Source organism: Paractinoplanes hotanensis, from assembly GCF_023717965.1.
Classification (GTDB): Bacteria; Actinomycetota; Actinomycetes; order Mycobacteriales; family Micromonosporaceae; genus Actinoplanes; species Actinoplanes polyasparticus.
In genome coordinates, this window is the sequence record NZ_JAMQOL010000019.1 from 86029 (window position 1) to 102915 (window position 16887).

Annotated in this window: 14 protein-coding genes; 6 read left to right on the forward strand and 8 right to left on the reverse strand. The window is 72.5% G+C overall.

What is annotated here, in order from left to right; genetic code table 11:
* Positions 1-48: 48 nt before the first annotated feature.
* From LXN57_RS16015 to LXN57_RS16035, 5 genes are all read left to right on the forward strand, one after another.
* Entirely contained in the window at positions 49-1623 is a 1575-nt protein-coding gene (locus tag LXN57_RS16015; protein WP_285904629.1) for an MFS transporter, read from the forward strand.
* Positions 1624-1738: 115 nt separating this feature from the next.
* Entirely contained in the window at positions 1739-4471 is a 2733-nt protein-coding gene (gene cphA, locus LXN57_RS16020; RefSeq protein ID WP_251798955.1) for a cyanophycin synthetase, read from the forward strand.
* Between the two features lie 498 nt (positions 4472-4969).
* The gene (locus LXN57_RS16025) at positions 4970-7063 is read left to right on the forward strand and encodes a serine/threonine-protein kinase (protein ID WP_251798956.1); all 2094 of its coding nucleotides are present in this window, start codon (positions 4970-4972) and stop codon (positions 7061-7063) included.
* Between the two features lie 299 nt (positions 7064-7362).
* Positions 7363-7617, forward strand: a complete 255-nt coding sequence (locus tag LXN57_RS16030; RefSeq protein ID WP_221377999.1) for a hypothetical protein — start codon at positions 7363-7365, stop codon at positions 7615-7617.
* Positions 7618-7773: 156 nt separating this feature from the next.
* Complete coding sequence (locus tag LXN57_RS16035) at positions 7774-8676, forward strand: sigma-70 family RNA polymerase sigma factor (RefSeq protein WP_251798957.1); 903 nt, start codon at positions 7774-7776, stop codon at positions 8674-8676.
* Between the two features lie 175 nt (positions 8677-8851).
* Here LXN57_RS16035 and LXN57_RS16040 read toward each other — a convergent pair whose 3' ends face one another.
* From LXN57_RS16040 to LXN57_RS16075, 8 genes are all read right to left on the reverse strand, one after another.
* Complete coding sequence (locus tag LXN57_RS16040) at positions 8852-9577, reverse strand: urease accessory protein UreD (protein WP_251798958.1); 726 nt, start codon at positions 9575-9577, stop codon at positions 8852-8854.
* Between the two features lie 16 nt (positions 9578-9593).
* Positions 9594-10376 (reverse strand): urease accessory protein UreG, encoded by a 783-nt coding sequence (gene ureG / locus LXN57_RS16045; RefSeq protein WP_438872880.1) that lies wholly within the window; start codon positions 10374-10376, stop codon positions 9594-9596.
* Positions 10366-11010, reverse strand: coding sequence for an urease accessory protein UreF (locus LXN57_RS16050; protein WP_251798959.1), 645 nt, complete (start codon positions 11008-11010; stop codon positions 10366-10368). The genes ureG and LXN57_RS16050 overlap by 11 nt, the downstream gene beginning before the upstream one ends.
* Complete coding sequence (locus LXN57_RS16055; RefSeq protein ID WP_251798960.1) at positions 11010-12728, reverse strand: urease subunit alpha; 1719 nt, start codon at positions 12726-12728, stop codon at positions 11010-11012. The genes LXN57_RS16050 and LXN57_RS16055 overlap by 1 nt, the downstream gene beginning before the upstream one ends.
* Positions 12725-13105, reverse strand: coding sequence for an urease subunit beta (locus LXN57_RS16060; protein ID WP_251798961.1), 381 nt, complete (start codon positions 13103-13105; stop codon positions 12725-12727). The genes LXN57_RS16055 and LXN57_RS16060 overlap by 4 nt, the downstream gene beginning before the upstream one ends.
* A gap of 145 nt (positions 13106-13250) precedes the next feature.
* Positions 13251-13553, reverse strand: coding sequence for an urease subunit gamma (locus tag LXN57_RS16065; protein ID WP_221378006.1), 303 nt, complete (start codon positions 13551-13553; stop codon positions 13251-13253).
* Positions 13554-13676: 123 nt separating this feature from the next.
* Positions 13677-14057 carry a RidA family protein gene (locus LXN57_RS16070; protein WP_251798962.1) on the reverse strand — a complete coding sequence of 127 codons (381 nt, stop codon included), beginning with the start codon at positions 14055-14057 and terminating at the stop codon, positions 13677-13679.
* A gap of 10 nt (positions 14058-14067) precedes the next feature.
* Positions 14068-15264 carry an amidohydrolase family protein gene (locus LXN57_RS16075; RefSeq protein ID WP_251798963.1) on the reverse strand — a complete coding sequence of 399 codons (1197 nt, stop codon included), beginning with the start codon at positions 15262-15264 and terminating at the stop codon, positions 14068-14070.
* A 43-nt stretch (positions 15265-15307) separates the two neighbouring features.
* Here LXN57_RS16075 and LXN57_RS16080 point away from each other — a divergent pair, with 43 nt between their 5' ends.
* A complete protein-coding gene (locus LXN57_RS16080) occupies positions 15308-16879 on the forward strand; it encodes a beta-N-acetylhexosaminidase (RefSeq protein WP_251798964.1) in 1572 nt (523 codons plus the stop codon).
* Positions 16880-16887: the final 8 nt, after the last annotated feature.

A 16887-nucleotide genomic window follows, 5' to 3' on the forward strand; every position in this document is an offset into this window, starting at 1 on the left:
GCCAGGTGCCGCCCAAGCCCGGGGGCCCGCCGCCGATAGATTCTCGGCGTGGATTCACCCTGGGCGCCGCTGCGGGGGCGCGTGTTCCGGATGCTCTGGATCGCGGTGCTGGCCGGCAACGTCGGCACCTGGATGCAGACGGTCGGCGCGCAGTGGCTGGTCGTCGAGGAGCCGGACGCGGCCACCTGGACCAGCCTGGTGCAGACCGTGACCATGCTGCCGGTGCTGCTGCTCGCCCTGCCGGCCGGCGCGATCGCCGATGTGCTCGACCGGCGGCGGTTGCTGATGGCCGTACAGACCGCGTTGTTCCTGGTCGGGGCGCTGCTGACCGTGCTCACAGCGCTGGGCCGGATGCCGCCGCCACTGCTGCTCCTCTTCACGTTCCTGCTCGGCGTCGGGCAGGCGCTGACCCTGCCCACCTGGCAGGCTGTCATCCCCGAGATCGTGTCCCGCGCCGAACTGCCGGCCGCGTCCGCGCTCGGCGCTGTCAACACCAACCTGGCCCGCTCGGCCGGTCCGGCGGTCGCGGGCCTGCTGGTGGCCCACATCGGGCCGGCTGCCGTCTTCGCGCTCAACGCGATCTCGTACGCCGTGTTCGCGCTCGCCCTGGTCTTCTGGCGTCGCCCGCCGAAGAAGGGGCCCAGCCACCCGGAGCGTTTCGGCCCCGCAGTGCGGGCGGGCGGCCGCTTCGTGCGGTACGCGCCGGCCGTACGCCGTCTGTTGATCCGGGTGATCCTGTTCGTCCTGCCGGGCAGCGTGGTCTGGGGTCTGCTGCCCGTGGTCGCGCACCAGGAGTTGCACCTGGGCGCGAGCGGCTACGGCGTGCTGCTGGCCGCCCTGGGCGTCGGGGCGATCGCCGGCGCGCTGCTCATGCCCCGGATCCGCCGCGTCATGAGCGCCAACCGTCTGATCGTCGTGGCCGGCCTGAGCTACGGCGGCGCTCTGGTCGTCGTCGCGCTGGCGCCGCACGAAGCCGCGGTCGGCGCGGTGCTCGTGCTGGCCGGCGCGGCCTGGATGACGCTGGTCTCGCGGATGAACGCGACCCTGCAACTGCTGCTGCCGAACTGGGTACGCGCCCGGGGTTTCGGCATTTACCAGGTCGTCTTCGCGGGCGCCCAGGCGGTGGGCGCGCTCGTATGGGGTCAGGTCGCCGAGCGGGCCGGCCTGCCCGTCACGTTCGTCGCGGCCGCCGTGCTGATGCTGATGGGCACGGCGACCGTGTGGTGGCTGCCGGTGCACGAACATGACGACGCCGACCGCAGCCCGGCCGTCTACTGGGCTGAGCCGCACATCATGCTCGAGCCCCACGCCGAGGAGGGCCCCGTCCTGGTCACCGCGGTCTATCGGGTACGGGACGACCGGGCGGCCGAGTTCGTGGCGGCGATGGACGCCGTGCGGCTCACCCGGTTGCGCACCGGGGCGACGCGGTGGGGTCTGTTCCGTGACGGTGCGGACCCGGTCCGCTACTTCGAGGTCTATCAGGTGCCCACCTGGGAGGACCACCTGCGTCAGCACGAGGGCCGGCTGACCGGCAGCGACGAGGAGGTGGAGCAGCGGGCCGTGGCGCTGGCCGAGGGCCCGGCCGAGGTGACCCACCTGCTTCCCACCGACAAAGACGATTAGGCGGATGTTTCGGTTTTGTTCCGATTAATCTCAGGGGTGGCCGCTCCGGCCGGGTGCCACCCGCCCGTGCTGCCGCCGGGCACGCCATCCAGATCACCGGCCGGGAGCCCCGCCCATGAAGATCGAGAGCCTGCGCCGCCTGCGCGGACCGAACGTCTATCTCTCCCGGCCGGCCGTGGTCGCGCGGCTGCGCCTGGGCCGGCTGACCGGCGTCGAGACCTCCGACGTCACCGGCTTCGCGGAGCGGCTGCTGCGCGCCCTGCCCGGACTGGCCGAGCACCACTGCGCGGCCGGTGCGCCCGGCGGGTTCGTCAGCCGGCTGCGCGGCGGCACCTACTTCGGGCACGTCACCGAGCACGTCTGCCTGGAGCTGTCCCAGATGATCGGCCGCGACGTCAGCTTCGGCCGCACAGTGTCGGCCGGCGAGCCCGGCTGCTACCACCTGATCCTCGAGTGCCCGGTCGACGAGTCACCCGGCTCCGACGTGCCCCGCGACCTGCTCGATGCCGCTGTCGAGCTGGTGCTGGCGGTCGAACAGGGCGGGACGGGGACGCCCGATCTGGCCGGCCTCGCGGCGCGGGCCGAACGGGAGGCGGCCGGACCGAGCACCCGGTCGATCATCGCCGCGGCCCGCCGCAGGGGCATCCCGGTCGAGCGCTACGACGACCTGAGCCTGCTGCGGCTGGGCTGGGGCACCCGCCGCCGGATGGCCTGGGCGGCGATGACCGACCGGACCAGTGGGGTGGGCATCGACATCGCCGGCGACAAGCAAGTGACGCGCCGGCTGCTCGACGAGGCCGGCGTGCCCATGCCCGCGGGCGGGGCGGCGCGCACGGCCGGCGAAGCGCTGCGCTGGCTCGACCGGCTGGGCGGCCCGGTCGTCGTCAAACCCCGCTGCGGCCGGCAGGGCGAGCACGTCGCGCTCCATCTGCGTACGACGGCGGAGGTCGAGCGGGCCTTCGCCGAGGCCGGCGGGGACGTGATCGTCGAGCGGCAGCTGGACGGCCGCGACTATCGCGTTCTGGTGGTGGCGGGCGAGGTCGTGGCCGCCGCCGAACGCATCGCCGCCCAGGTGGTGGGCGACGGCTCCAGTACGGTCGACGCGCTGGTCGGGAAGGTCAACGCCGATCCGCGGCGCGGGGTGGGGCACTCGCGCGTGCTGACCCGGATCACGGCCGACCCCCGGACGCTGGAGCGCCAGGGCCTGACCGGCGACAGCGTTCCGGCCGCGGGCGCCGTGGTGCGGCTGGCCGCCACCGCCAACCTGTCGACCGGCGCCACCAGCAGCGACGTGACCGACCAGATGCACGCCGACGTGGCCCGGCTGTGCCTGCGGGTCACCGCGCTGCTCGGTCTCGACATCGCCGGCATCGACCTGCGGCTGCCCGGCATCGCCGAGCCACTGCCCCCGGCGGCCGCCGGTGACGAGGTCACGGCCGGGGTGATCGAGGTCAACGCCGTACCGGGCCTGCGGATGCACCTGGCCCCGGTGCGCGGGCGCTCGCGGGACGTGGGCGACGCCATCGTCCGGGCGATGTTCCCGGCCGGGTCCGACGGGCGGATCCCGACGGTCGCGGTGACCGGCACGAACGGCAAGACGACGGTGACCCGGATGGCCGGGCACCTGCTGGCCGACGACGGCCTGCGGGTGGGCCTGGCGACCACGGACGACGTCCGGATCGACGGCCGGGTGGTCTACCGCGCCGACGCCACCGGGCCGTTGTCGGCGCAGATGGTGCTCGGCGACCCGGGCGTGCAAGCCGCGGTGCTCGAGACGGCCCGGGGTGGGCTGCTGCGGCGCGGGCTGGGCTACGACTGGTCGGACGTGGGGGTGCTGACCAACATCACCGCCGACCACCTGGGGCAGGACGGGCTGGACACGGTCGAGGACCTGGCCCACGTCAAGGCGCTGGTGGCCGAGCGGGTGCGCGACGGCGGCACGCTGGTGCTCAACGCCGACGACCCGTGGGTGCGCAGTCTCGTCGACCGGCCGCGGGTGCGCGCCGACCGCAAGCGGATCGTCTGGTTCTCGCTCGACCCGGGCCAGCCCGTGCTGCACGAGCACCTGGCCCGGGGCGCGACCGCGTATCTGCTGGACGACGGCTGGGTGGTGCAGCAGACCGGGGCGCGGCGGACCCCGCTGATGCGGGCGGCGGAGATTCCCGGGGCGTACGGGGGAGCGGCGCCGCACATGGTGGCCAACGCCCTGGCGGCGATCGCGGCCGCCCGGGCCCTGGGTGCGGGGCCGGAGGCGGTGTGCCGGCGACTGGCCGAGTTCGACCCGGTGGTCGACAACGCGGGCCGGGGCACCCTGCTTCGCCTCGGGGACGTGTCGGTGTTCGTCGACTATGCACACAACCCGGCGGCGCTGGCGGCGACGGTGCGTACGCTGCACCGGCTCTGGGGCCCGGATCGCTGTGTCGCGGCGGTGACCCTGCCCGGCGACCGGCGCGACGACCTGCTCGCGGCGTGCGCGCAGGTGATCGCCGACGGCGTCTCCCGGGTCGTTCTCTACGAGGACGAGGACCCGCGCGGGCGTCTGCCGGGGGAGGTGTCCGCGTTGGTGGAACGCGAGATGCGGGTCCGACGGCCGAAGCTCACCGCCGTGCCGGCGCCCGACGGGCGCGACGCCATCGCGGAGGCGCTGGGTCTGGCCGTGCCGGGTGACGTGGTCCTGGTGCTCTACGAGAAGCTCGCGCCGGTGCTCGGGTTGCTGGCCGACCTCGGCGCTGTGCCGGCCGGCGCGGCCGTGCCGGCGCTCCCGGGCCGCGCTCCGCGGTCCACCGTGTCGCCGGCAAGATCCTTAATGGGGAACGGACGCGTTCCCATCCCCGGATACCGCGGCTGAGAGTGACTTTCGCAGGTTGGCACATCAAATAGGTTGATCAGAGGATGCGGCTGACCGTTCAGGCGGGGTTGCACAGGTAGATCCTTCAACAATTGCTCCAGGGCGAATATTTGTCGACTATGCGAGGCGCCTGCTGTGGGTGACAGCACGGCGACGGTTTGTTGAACCCGCCACCCTGGATGGCGGCAAAGTCGTGCTGGGAGAAACTTCCGATGAAGCGGGCATTTGCCTTTAACTCGGGTTGATGTTCCCAGGAAACAGTCAGGGATCCGACTTTCGGGTACTGGACGGACACCCGTCGCGGGTGCGATCGGTCCCGGAACGGACTGTGACGATCCGCAGGTAAGACCGTATGTGCGCAGGATCGTGAGGGGGCCGATCATCGGCTAGCATCCCTTCCGTCGATGGGGAAAACCCGGCACCCCGCCGGGCACCCCGACGCCGAGAAGCATGGCGGTGCAACTCGGTGTTTCTTTCCAGGCGCGCATGTGGGGGCACATGAGCACGACGGACCTGCCCGGTTCGAGTTTGCTGGCCGGTCGTTATCGACTGGTCGAGCGGCTCGGCGCCGGCGGGATGTCAGTGGTGTGGCGAGGGTTCGACGAGGTCCTCGGGCGCCAGGTCGCGGTCAAGGTACTGCCACCGTCGACCAGCGCGGACCCGGCGTTCCGGCGCCGGCTGCGCGCGGAAGCTCAGGCGGCAGCCCGGCTCAGCCACCCGAACATCACCAATGTCTACGACTACGGCGAAGCGACCACCGTCGACGGTGAGCCGGTTCCCTACGTCGTCATGGAGCTGATCGACGGCGAATCGCTCGCCGCCGTGCTCGCCCGCGTGCGCAAGCTGCCCTGGCAGCACGCCGTGCGGATAACCGCCGAGGTCGCGGCGGCGCTGGCCGCCGCACACTCGCGGGGCATCGTCCACCGTGACGTGACCCCGGCCAACGTCATGCTCACGGCCACCGGGGCCAAGGTCGTCGACTTCGGCATCTCGGCCCTGATCGGCGAGAACGACATCGACCCCGACGGCAGCCTGCTCGGCACGCCGGCCTACCTGGCGCCCGAGCGGCTCGAGGGCGGCCAGGTCAGCCCGGCGACCGACGTCTACGCGGTCGGCCTGCTCATCTACCGCACGCTGATCGGTCAGCTGCCGTGGGACGTCGGCACCACGACGGCGCTGCTGCGAGCTCACCAGTACACCGAGCCCGAGCCGCTGCCGCCGGTCGAGGACCTGCCGCCCGAGGTGGACGCCCTGGTCGGCCGCTGCCTCGAGAAGCGCCCGGCCGACCGGCCGTCCAGCGCCGAACTGGCGCACATCCTGGCCGCCATCTCGGCCGGGGCACCCTCGGTGGCCCGCGGCTACGTGCCCGACTGGGCCGGCGCCGGCGAGGACACGACCATCCTGCCGTCGCCGCAGTCGTACGCCGAGATCCTCGCGCTCGCGGCAGCGGCCCAGGTGTCGCCCGCGGCCGCGCCCGCTTCGGCCGCGCCGGTCTCGCCCGCGGCGCCGGAATCGGCAGCCGAGGCTGCTGAGGCCGCTCCGGCCCGCAACAGCCGCTTCGGTGAGCTGCCGTCGGGTCCGGTCTACAACGCCGCTCCGGCCGCCTCCGACGGCGGTCTGCGGCCGGCGGTCGGCAACCAGCCGCCGCCCCCGCCCGACAAGGCGGCCAAGTCGTCCGCGCCGTCCTGGGCCGGCGGGTCGCACACCAAGACCCGCCGCATCCTCGTGGTGGCGCTCGGGGTGCTGCTGCTCGGCATCGGAACGTACGGGTGGAGCCTCACCGGCGGCCCGACCGACGAGGCCAAGGGCGCGACGCCCGCGCCCGCGACGCTGCCGCCCGAGGCTCGGTGCGTGGTCAGCTACGCGGTCTGGTCCGACACCAAGGGTCGCTTCAAGGCCCAGGTCACCGTGGCCAACCGCAACGAGACGCCGGTCAAGGACTGGCAGCTCTGGTTCATCATGCCGGGCGACCAGATCGTCTCGGGTGACGGCGACACCAGCCTGACTCAGTCGGCGCCCAAGGGCGGCAGCATCACGGTCGGGTCCGAGTCGGCGATCGAGCCATTGAAGACGGTGTCGCTGCCGATCAGTGGCCGCTACAAAGACAGCAACACCCCGCCCATGGCGTTCTCGCTGAACGGCGCGCAGTGCGAGACGTTCGTGTCGGCCAAGCCGGGTGAGCCTTCGCGCTACGTGCAGCACCTCGCCAACGGTCAGGCCAAGCTGGGCCCGACGACGTCGCCCATCCCGGGCATCTCGGTGGGCCCCGGCGGCATCATCACGGTGACACCGACCACCGGCCCGCCAACCACGACGAAGCCAGGTGGTGGCGGTGACCCCGTGAAGGGCCCTCCGCCCAGCACCGATCCGGGGACGACCACTGAGCCCCCCGTCATCATCACCACGCCGCCGACGACGACGACCGAAACGGTGCCGCCGACTCCGCCGCCGACGACGAGCCCGCCGCCGGAGACGACTCTGCCGCCGACGCCGCCGCCCACGACGGCTATCGCTGACGTCGAACTCCCGCCGGGCAACCCCGGCGACGACGTCGGCGAGGGGTGCGAAGAAGGCACCGGCGACGACTGCTGACAGTGCCTTGACGAGGAAGGACCGGCTCACTCGAGCCGGTCCTTCTCCCTGTGTCCGGCGAGGTGTCGGGATCTGAACTGAGCCGCGGAGAAAAACCTGACGTCAGAGCCCCGGTCACGGAGTTAAGGTGAAGGTGATGATCAGGACACTTTCCTCCGAGTCGCCCGGCGTGGCGGCCGGGCGGGGGCGGTGCCTGGGCAAAGATGAGATAGCAGAACTGAGCGTTTGCACCGGTCTGAGTGCCCCGAAAACGGGCATTACCTGCTGCGCACAGAAGGTCTTCCATCGGGGAGTTCGACATGATCAGCATCGTCCGGGATCTGGCGGCGGAGGCACTGTTCGTCTCCGACCTGCAGCCCTCGCAGTGCCCCAGCCATGAGGCGGTGGAGCGCGCGGTGACCACGATGATCCTGCAGTACGGCAGCGACGGCTGTGCGGCGAGCGTGGCCCTGGAGTTCGGCGACCACCCGGACACGGCGGTCCGCCGCATGCACTGGGTCCACGCCGAATTGACCGAGGTTCTCGAGCCTCGCCGGGACGTCGTTCTGCACTGAGAGCGGCCCCGCCGGGCCCACGGCAAAACCTGAGTCGTTTTCACGAAAAGCACCTGAAAAGCAACCGAGTTCGGCCGCCTTCGCACCTTTCGACGGCAAAAGTCTTCCTCGTCAGCCGGTTTTCACCCAACCGGTCGTATGAGCGAGGAGGCCTACGTGACCGACGCGACCCAACTCCCCGCCACCATCGGCACGACCCACGACGCGCCCTCCGCGCGCGACATCGAGGACCTGGTCCGCGAACACATGCCGATGGTTGGCCATCTGGTCCGGGAACTTCTGAACCGGGTACCGGGCCACGTCCATGCGGACGACCTGTCCTCGGCCGGGTTCGCCGCGCTGCTGGGCGCGGCCAGGTCCTTCGACGTGAGCCGCGGAATCCCGTTCCACCGCTTCGCCGCGGTCCGTATCCGCGGCGCGCTGCTCGACGAGCTGCGCGGACAGGACTGGGCGAGCCGCTCGGTGCGCGCCCGGGCTCGCAAGAGCGCGGCCGCCCGCCAGGAGCTCACCGCTGCCCTCGGCCGCACGCCGACCGACGCCGAGGTGGCCGAACTGCTCGGCATCGGCGTCGCCGAACTGGCCACGGTCGAGGACGACGTGCAGAAGGCGGCGCTGCTCAGCCTGCAGGGCTTCCCCACCGGGGCGGCCGAGGAGATGGTGCCGGAGACCTCGGAGGGGCCGGAGGACCTGCTGCTCAAGCGGGAACGCCTCGGCTACCTGCACCAGGCGATCCAGGCGCTCCCCGAGCGGCTGCGCCTGGTCGTCACCGAATCGTTCCTGCAGGAGCAGCCCCTCAGCGACGTGGCGGCCCGGCTCGGCGTGACCGAGTCGCGCATCTCCCAGCTGCGCACCGAGGCGCTGCAACTGCTCCGCGAGGGCCTGAACAGCTCGCTGGCGCCGGAGCTGCTCACGGTGGCAGCGGGCGGACCTCGTACGCGCAAGGGGTGCCTGCAGCGCCGCCGGTCGGAGTATTTCGCCCAGGTGGCCCAGCAGGGCAACCTGCACACCCGCCTGGCCCTGACCGATGCCAACGGCGTACCGATCGCGCTCGCAGCTTGATCGATCAATAGAGCGAGGGCGGCCCGAGCGGGCCGCCCTCGTGCCGTTCACGACCAAAACGATCATCCGGTGAGCCACCGCCTCCCCCGCCCACCCAAGGGCATGGCGGGGACGGTAGGCGATTCGCGCGGGGACCGGGCTGCGTTGTCCACAGGGCCGTGCGGGGGCGACGCGTTCAGCTGTGGATGAGGGCGGGCTCGGTGAGCGGGTCCAGGGCGGCGCGTACGGGGCGGATGTCGGCGCCGACGGCAGTGGCCAGGGTGCCGGGGCCGGCCAGCGGCATGATCGCGACATCGCCGGGGCCGGACGACGGCGGGGGCAGCAGCGCGGCGGGGACGGCGACGACTGTGCCCAGGGCGCGGCCGCCGCCGAGGACTGCCGCGCCCGACCAGCCGGGGGCGGACGGGCCGATCGACAGCTCGTGGCGGTACAGCGTGCTGCCGGCGTACCGGATCGTGGTGTCGGCCCGGAAGTCGCCGGCGCTTTCGCCGTGGCGGCCGCAGACCAGGTCGTCGCGCCAGAGCAGGGAACCGCCCGTCGCCACCTCGACGCGGGTGACGGTCAGGTGGTGGCAGCCGGCCGCGGCGATGAGCGGCTCGGGCAGCCAGCGCAGGGCGCCGGCCACCGTCGCGTGGATCTCGAGGCGGGACTGCGGCAGGTGGGCGCGGCCGGGCAGGGCCAGCTGGGCGGCGACGCTGCGGATCTCCAGGGTCGCGCCGGGGCCCACTTCGATCTCGAGCCGCAGGTCGTCACCGCGCAGTGGGCCGGCGCCGCCGCCGACCAGGTGAACCGTGGCCGGACCGGTGCGGCGCAGCAGGAGCGGGGACTCGCTGCGCAGGACGGCCAGCCGGGTGCCGCCGAGCCCGTCGGGCTCGGCGACGACCCGGGAGAAGGCCTTCACGTGGGCGACCGGCTCGTCATGCGGCGGGCACCCGGGCGGCGACCAGGCCGCGGATCCAGTCCGCGACCGGGGACGCCTGGCGGTCCTCGACCAGGGAGAGGAAGACCGTGGGCAGGTCGCCGCGGCGGGCCCGGGCGTCGTGGTCCATCACGGCCAGGTCGGCGCCCACCATGGGGGCCAGGTCGGTCTTGTTGATGACCAGCAGGTCGGCTGTGGTCACGCCGGGGCCGCCCTTGCGGGGCACCTTGTCGCCGCCGGCCACGTCGACCACGAAGATCTGGTGGTCGATCAGGCCCTTGCTGAACGTGGCGGTCAGGTTGTCGCCGCCGCTCTCCACGAGCACCAGGTCGAGCGGGCCGAGCGCCGCCTCCAGGTCTTCCACCGCGTCCAGGTTGGCCGAGATGTCGTCGCGGATCGCCGTGTGCGGGCAGCAGCCGGTCTCGACCGCGCGCACCCGCTCCGCCGGCAGCACGCCGTTGCGCAGCAGGAAGTCGGCGTCCTCGGTGGTGTAGATGTCGTTGGTGACCACGGCCAGCCGCAACTCGTCGCCGAGGGCCCGGCACAGCGCCGCGACCAGGGCGGTCTTGCCCGAGCCGACCGGGCCGCCGATGCCGACCCGCAGGGCGCGTGGCCCGGGGGACAGCGGTGCGTGCGGGTCCACGCCGGGGTCGGGGTGGGTGTGGGGGACCTCGTCGTGCTCGTGCTCGTGCGGGTAACCGTCCGAGGGGTGGGGCAGGGCCCCGCCGGCGACGGAGTGTTCAGGATGCTGCGGTTCAGGATGCTGCGGTTCAGGATGCAAAGAGACGCACCTCCCAGGTGGCGTGGAGTTCGGCGCCGATGTCGAGCAGGGGCGCTCCGGCGGCCGGCAGGTCGTCGACCGGGTTGCCGGCCCGGGCCGCGACGGTGGCCGCGATCCGGTCGCATTCGGGGGCGAGCCGGGCCAGCAGCCCGTGCACCGCATAGGGGTCGAGGCCCAGCAGCCGTACGGCGGCGCTGGCCGTCCCGCTGACCATGCCGTGGGCCGCCGCAACGGCCGCTTCGACCGGCGTGAGCCCGGCCGCGGAGGCGACCACGCCCAGCGCCACGGGCTGGTGCGGCTCGCGGCCGACCGGCGGCAGGCTCCACATGGCTCGCGCGGTCCGCAGCAGCGCCCGGCCCTGTGCGCGCGAGGCCTTGCGGAGCGCGGGCGACGGCGTACGGGAATCGAAGCCCGCGTCGAGATCCGGGGAGCGGGCCGGCCGGTCGCAGGCGGCAGCGGCGAAGGCTGCGGCGACGAGCCCGGAGGTGGCGAGTTTGCCGCGCAGGAACCCGGCGACGTCGTCGACATCGCGCACGCGTCCGGCCGAGACCTGCGCCTCGAGACCGCCCGAGTGCGCGTGACCGCCCGCGGGCAACCGCCCGTCAGCCAGCACGAGGAGCGTGGCGAGGCTCATCAGAACAGGAAGTAGCGCTGGGCCATGGGCAGTTCGGTGACCGGGTCGGGCTCGACGACCTCGCCGTCGACACGCACCTCGAACGTGTCCGCGTCGACCCGGATGTCGGGCAGCGCGTCGTTCAGCGGCATGTCGGCCTTGGTGACCCGGCGGGTGTTCTCGACCGGGGCGAAGGCGCGCTTGACGCCGACGCGGTCGGTCAGCAGCGCGTCGATGGCGGCCTCGGCCACGAAGGCCAGCGACGTCTGGGCCGGCACGACGCCGTGGGCGCCGAACATCGGGCGCGGCAACATCGGCTGCGGGGTGGGGATCGACGCGTTCGCGTCACCCATCTGCGCGTACGCGATCATGCCGCCCTTGATGACCAGGGCCGGGCGCACACCGAAGAACGCCGGATCCCACAGCACCAGGTCGGCCAGCTTGCCCGGCTCGACCGAGCCGATGTGCGACGACATGCCGTGTGCCACGGCCGGGCAGATCGTGTACTTGGCGATGTACCGCTTGGCCCGGTTGTTGTCGGCGGCGGAGTCGCCGGGGAGGCTGCCGCGGCGGGCCTTCATGACGTGGGCGGTCTGCCACGTCCGCAGGACCACCTCGCCGACCCGGCCCATGGCCTGCGAGTCCGAGCCGATCATCGAGATCGCGCCCAGGTCGTGCAGCAGGTCCTCGGCGGCCATCGTGGACGGGCGGATCCGGCTCTCGGCGAACGCCAGATCCTCCGGCACGGCCGAGTTCAGGTGGTGGCAGACCATCAGCATGTCGAGGTGCTCGCTGAGGGTGTTGCGGGTGTACGGCCGGGTCGGGTTGGTCGACGACGGCAGCACGTTCGGGTGGGCGGCCACCGTGATGATGTCCGGCGCGTGCCCGCCGCCGGCGCCCTCGGTGTGATACGCGTGGATCGACCGGCCGGCGATGGCCCGCAGCGTCTCCTCGACGAAGCCGGCCTCGTTCAGGGTGTCGGTGTGGATCGCCACCTGCACCCCGGAGGCGTCGGCCACCCGCAGGGCGGCGTCGATCACGGCCGGGGTCGTGCCCCAGTCCTCGTGCAGCTTGAAGCCGCCGGCCCCGCCGCGCAGCTGCTCCCACATCGACTCCTCCGACATGGTGTTGCCCTTGCCGAGCAGCAGCACATTGATCGGGTACACGTCGATGGCCTCGAGCATGCGGGCCAGATACCAGGCGTTGGGAGTGACGGTGGTGGCCTTGGTGCCCTCGGCCGGCCCGGTGCCGCCCCCGATGATCGTCGTGATGCCGGTGGCCAGCGCCGTGTCCAGGATCGTCGGGCTGATCAGGTGCACGTGGCTGTCGATCGCGCCCGCCGTGAGGATCTTGCCGTTGCCCGCGATGATCTCGGTCCCGGGCCCGATGACCAGGTCGGGATGGACGCCGTCCATGGTGTCGGGGTTGCCGGCCTTGCCGATCGCGGTGATCCGGCCGTCCCGGACGCCGATGTCGGCCTTGACGATCCCCCAGTGGTCGAGCACGACGGCGCCGGTGATGACCGTGTCCGGGCTGCCCTCGGCGCGGGTGGCCCGCGACTGTCCCATCGACTCCCGGATCACCTTGCCGCCGCCGAAGACGACCTCGTCGCCCGGGCGGGGGCCGGCGCTGCGGTCCTCCTCGATCTCGATGAGCAGGTTGGTGTCGGCCAGCCGGATGCGGTCGCCCTTGGTGGGGCCGTACAGAGCGGCATAGCGCCCGCGGTCGAGGGTGGTCATCGCGGGCTCCCGTTCTCGGGGTTCTCGGGCGCTGCTTCCTTTTCGATGGCGGGAGCGGGGCCGCCGTTGTCGAGCGGCCCGCCGGCCAGCCCGCGCAGGCCGGGCACGATGCGGGCGCCCCCGAGCGCCACCAGCGAGATGTCGCGGGGGATTCCGGGTTCGAAGCGCACCGACGTGCCCGCGGGAACGGCCAGGCGGTGGCCCCAGGCGGCGCCGCGGTCGAAGTCGAGAGCCTCGTTGGACTCGGCGAAGTGGAAGTGGGAGCCGACCTGCACCGGGCGGTCGCCGGTGTTGCGCACGGTCATGGCCAGTGTCTCGCGCCCGGGGTTGATCTCGATCTCGCCGTCGCCGAACAGGATCTCACCAGGAATTGTCATGCCGCCCCCTGTGGATAACTCGGCTGTTCCGGCTTGACACCGCGTAACGTTCCCACCCATTCCCCGAGGCGGGAGGGGGTTAGGGATGGCGCGACCGGTCGAATCGCAAGCGCAACCGGTCGAATCGCAAGATCGAACAGCGTGGTCATGAGATCGGGCCGTGGACGGTCACCAGCTTGGTGCCGTCCGGGAAAGTGGCCTCGACCTGCACTTCGGGCAGCATCTCGGGGACGCCGGGCATGACGTCCTCGCGCGAGAGAACCCGGCGGCCGGCGTCCATCAGGTCGGCCACCGTGCGGCCGTCGCGGGCGCCCTCGAGCAGGAACGCCACGATGATGGCGGTCGCCTCGGGATGGTTGAGTTTGAGGCCGCGCTCCTGCCGGCGGCGGGCCACGTCGGCCGCGACATGGATGAGCAGCCGTTCCTGCTCGTGCTGACTGAGGAACAACCGGGCCTCCCCTGGGTAGCGCTCCGCGATGCTCGCAGCTCGACGTTTCCGACGTGTTACCCATCGGGTGCGGGACGCACCATGTCGATCAAAGCAGGCCGGAGCGCCATCCAGGGGCGAAACTCAGGCTCCGGTGTAGAGGACCGCGTCGATCTCGATGTCGAAGCCGACCAGGGGGACCGGCAGGGTGGTGCGTACGGGCAGGTTGTCGCCCTTGATGTACTGGGCGTAGATCTCGTTCAGCTCGGCGAAGTCGTCGAAGTCGCGCAGGTAGACGCCGAGGCGGACGGCCTGGTCGAGACTGGAGCCGGCCTCCTCGGCCACGGCGGCCAGGTTGCGGAACGCGGCGTGCGCCTGCTCGGCGAAGCTGCCGGTGACCATGGTGCCGTCGGCCAGGGCGGGCACGGCGCCGGCCAGGTAGATGAAATCGCCGGCGATGACGGCGTGGGAGTACGGGCCGCCGGCCGGGGCCGCCGTGGTGGCCTTGAGGGCGCGCTTGGGCATGGGGTGTCTCCTAAGGTTTGCGTGGGAACTGTTCGGCCAGTCCGGAAGCGTCGACGAGCGGGTCGTTCAGCAGCTCACGCAACTGCCGTGTGCGCCGGGCGAGAGCCTCGTGCTGGGTGGGCGTGAGTGCCACCCACGGCGGTGGGTCCTGCGGCCAGGACGGGGGCAGCAGGCGTCCGCCAACGTAGGTGGCGACGTTCACCAGCCGTACCGGGGAAAGGCGCACCTGCAAGTGGGAGTCGACGACCTCGTGTTCCTCGGCGCGGACGTCGAAGACGGCCAGGTCGGCCGGAGCGCCCACGGTCAAGGAGCCGCCCGGCAGACCGAGCGCGCGGGCCGGGGCCGCGGTCACCTTTTCCAGTACGTCGGTGAGGGGCATCCCGATGGCGAGCAGCTTGGCCATCGTGGTCGGCAGGTCGAAGACCGGGCCGGGCAGCGACCGGCAGTGCAGGTCGGTCGAGACAGTGTGCGGCGCCAGTCCGAGGTCCAACTGCCTTTCGAGCACGTCGAAAGCGAACGCGCCCGAGCCGTGCCCAAGGTCGAGCAGCACGCCCCGGTCGACGGCGGCGCGCACGGCCGGGCCGAGCGGGGAGGCCAGGCCGCTGGCGCAGTGCGTCATGAGGTCGCCGGGTCGCAGCAGGTCGAGCACCTCGTCGAGGGCGGGTGGCGTCGTCCCGATGTGGACCATCACCGGCACCCCGCAGGCGTCGCCGACGGCCAGGCCGCGGCGCAGCGGCTCGACGCCGTTGCCGCCGACGGTCTCGCGGTCGACGCGCACCTTGATGCCGCGGACGAGCGACCGGTGCTGCTGCACGGTGTCGATGGCCAGCGGCACGTCGCAGTTGGTGAGGTCGCGGCTCTCGCCGGTGCGCCCGGTCAGCCCGATCGCCGAGATGTTGAGCAGCGCCGGCACCCGCACCTCGCGGAACGTGCGGCGCAGCAGGTCGAGCGTGTAGGCCCCGGTGGAGCCGGCGTCGACCCAGGTGGTGACGCCGGTGCGCCAGGCGATCGGGTCGGGGTCGATGCCCCAGTAGCCGGGGCCGACGTGGGTGTGCAGGTCGATGAGCCCGGGTGTCACGAGCCGGCCGGTCACGTCGGCCACGACCCGGGCGTCGCGCGGCAGGGACGGGCCGACCGCCGCGATCACCCCGCCGGTGACCGCCACGTCGAACGGCTCTGCGCCGGCCAGCAGCAGGTCGTAGGTCACGCCACCTCCCCGGCCGACCCTACTCGAATCTAGGCTGCTGATCATGATCCCGCAGCCGGTCTCGGTCCGTCCCGCCGAGGGTGCTTTCGCCCTGGGGGCGGAGACGCCGCTGGACGCTCCGGCGGAACTGGGCGGTGTCGCCTCCTGGCTTCGCACCACGCTGCGCTGCCCGCTTCCGCCGGGCGGGGGCGGCGTGAGCCTGCGGGTCGATCGGGCTCTAGTTCCCGAGGCGTACGAGCTGAGCTGCGCCTCGGGAAGGCTGAGGATCACCGGCGGGTCAGCGGCCGGCGTCTTCTACGGCGGTCAGACGCTCCGTCAGCTGCTGCCACCGGCGGCGCTGCGCCGGGCCGGTCCGACCGGCTGGCTGGTCCCGGCCGGCACCGTCACCGACCGGCCGCGGTTCGGCTGGCGGGGCGTGATGCTCGACGTGGCCCGGCACTTCATGCCCGTGCCGGACGTGCTGCGCTTCGTCGATCTGGCCGCCTTCCACAAGCTCAACGTGCTGCACCTGCACCTCACGGACGACCAGGGCTGGCGCCTCGAGGTGCCCGGGTGGCCACGGCTGACCGACGTCGGCGCGTGGCGGGCCGAGTCGATGCTGGGCGCCCGGCAGCACGCCCGCTACGACGGGCGGCCGCATGGCGGCTTCTACACGGCCGACGACCTGCGCGAGATCGTGGCGTACGCCGGGGAGCGGCACGTCCGGGTCGTGCCCGAGGTGGACATGCCCGGCCACATGCAGGCCGCCGTGGCGGCGTACCCGGAGCTCGGCAACGGTTTCGCCGGCGGCGTGCGGACCGGTTGGGGCATCTCGTCGCACGTGCTGAACCTGGGGGAGCGGTCGCTGGAATTCTGCCGGGCCGTGCTCGATCAGCTGTGCGAGCTCTTCCCGTCGGAGCTGATCGGCATCGGCGGCGACGAGTGCCCGCGCGACGAATGGGCGGGCGAGGACCGGCAGCCGGCGTTCACCGCGCTGATGGCCGCGCACCTGGCAGCGCGGGGCCGGCGGATCTACGGGTGGGACGAGATCCTCGAGGGTGGCGCTCCGGCCGGCGCGGTGGTGGCCGCCTGGCGCGGGAAGAGCCCGACCACGGTCGCGGCCCGGCGTGGGCACCAGGTCGTGGCCTGCCCGGACATCGCGGCGTACCTCGACTACCGCCAGTCGGACGACCCGGGCGAGCCCACCCCGGTCGGCACCCGGCTGACCCTGGCCGACGTGTACGCGTTCTCGGCCGTACCGGAAGGGTTGTCGCCGGCCGAACGGGAACTGGTGCTGGGCGGGCAGGCGAACGTGTGGACCGAGCACATGGAGACGGCCCGCCAGGTCGACTACATGACGTACCCGCGGTTGAGCGCGTTCGCCGAGGCGGTGTGGGACCCGCCGGGGCGGTCGTACGAGTCGTTCGAGACCCGGCTGCCCGCGCATCTGGAGCGGCTGGACGCGCTCGGGGTCAACTACCGCCCACCGAGCGGGCCGCGCCCGTGGGACGCGCGCCCGGACGCGCCGGGCAACCCCCGCGAGCTGCCCGACCGCCTGGCCGAGCTGGCCGAGATGACAAAGCGCCTCGACCCGGCCGAGATGACGAAGGGCGTTGACTCACCAAAACCGGTCTGATGAGCTGG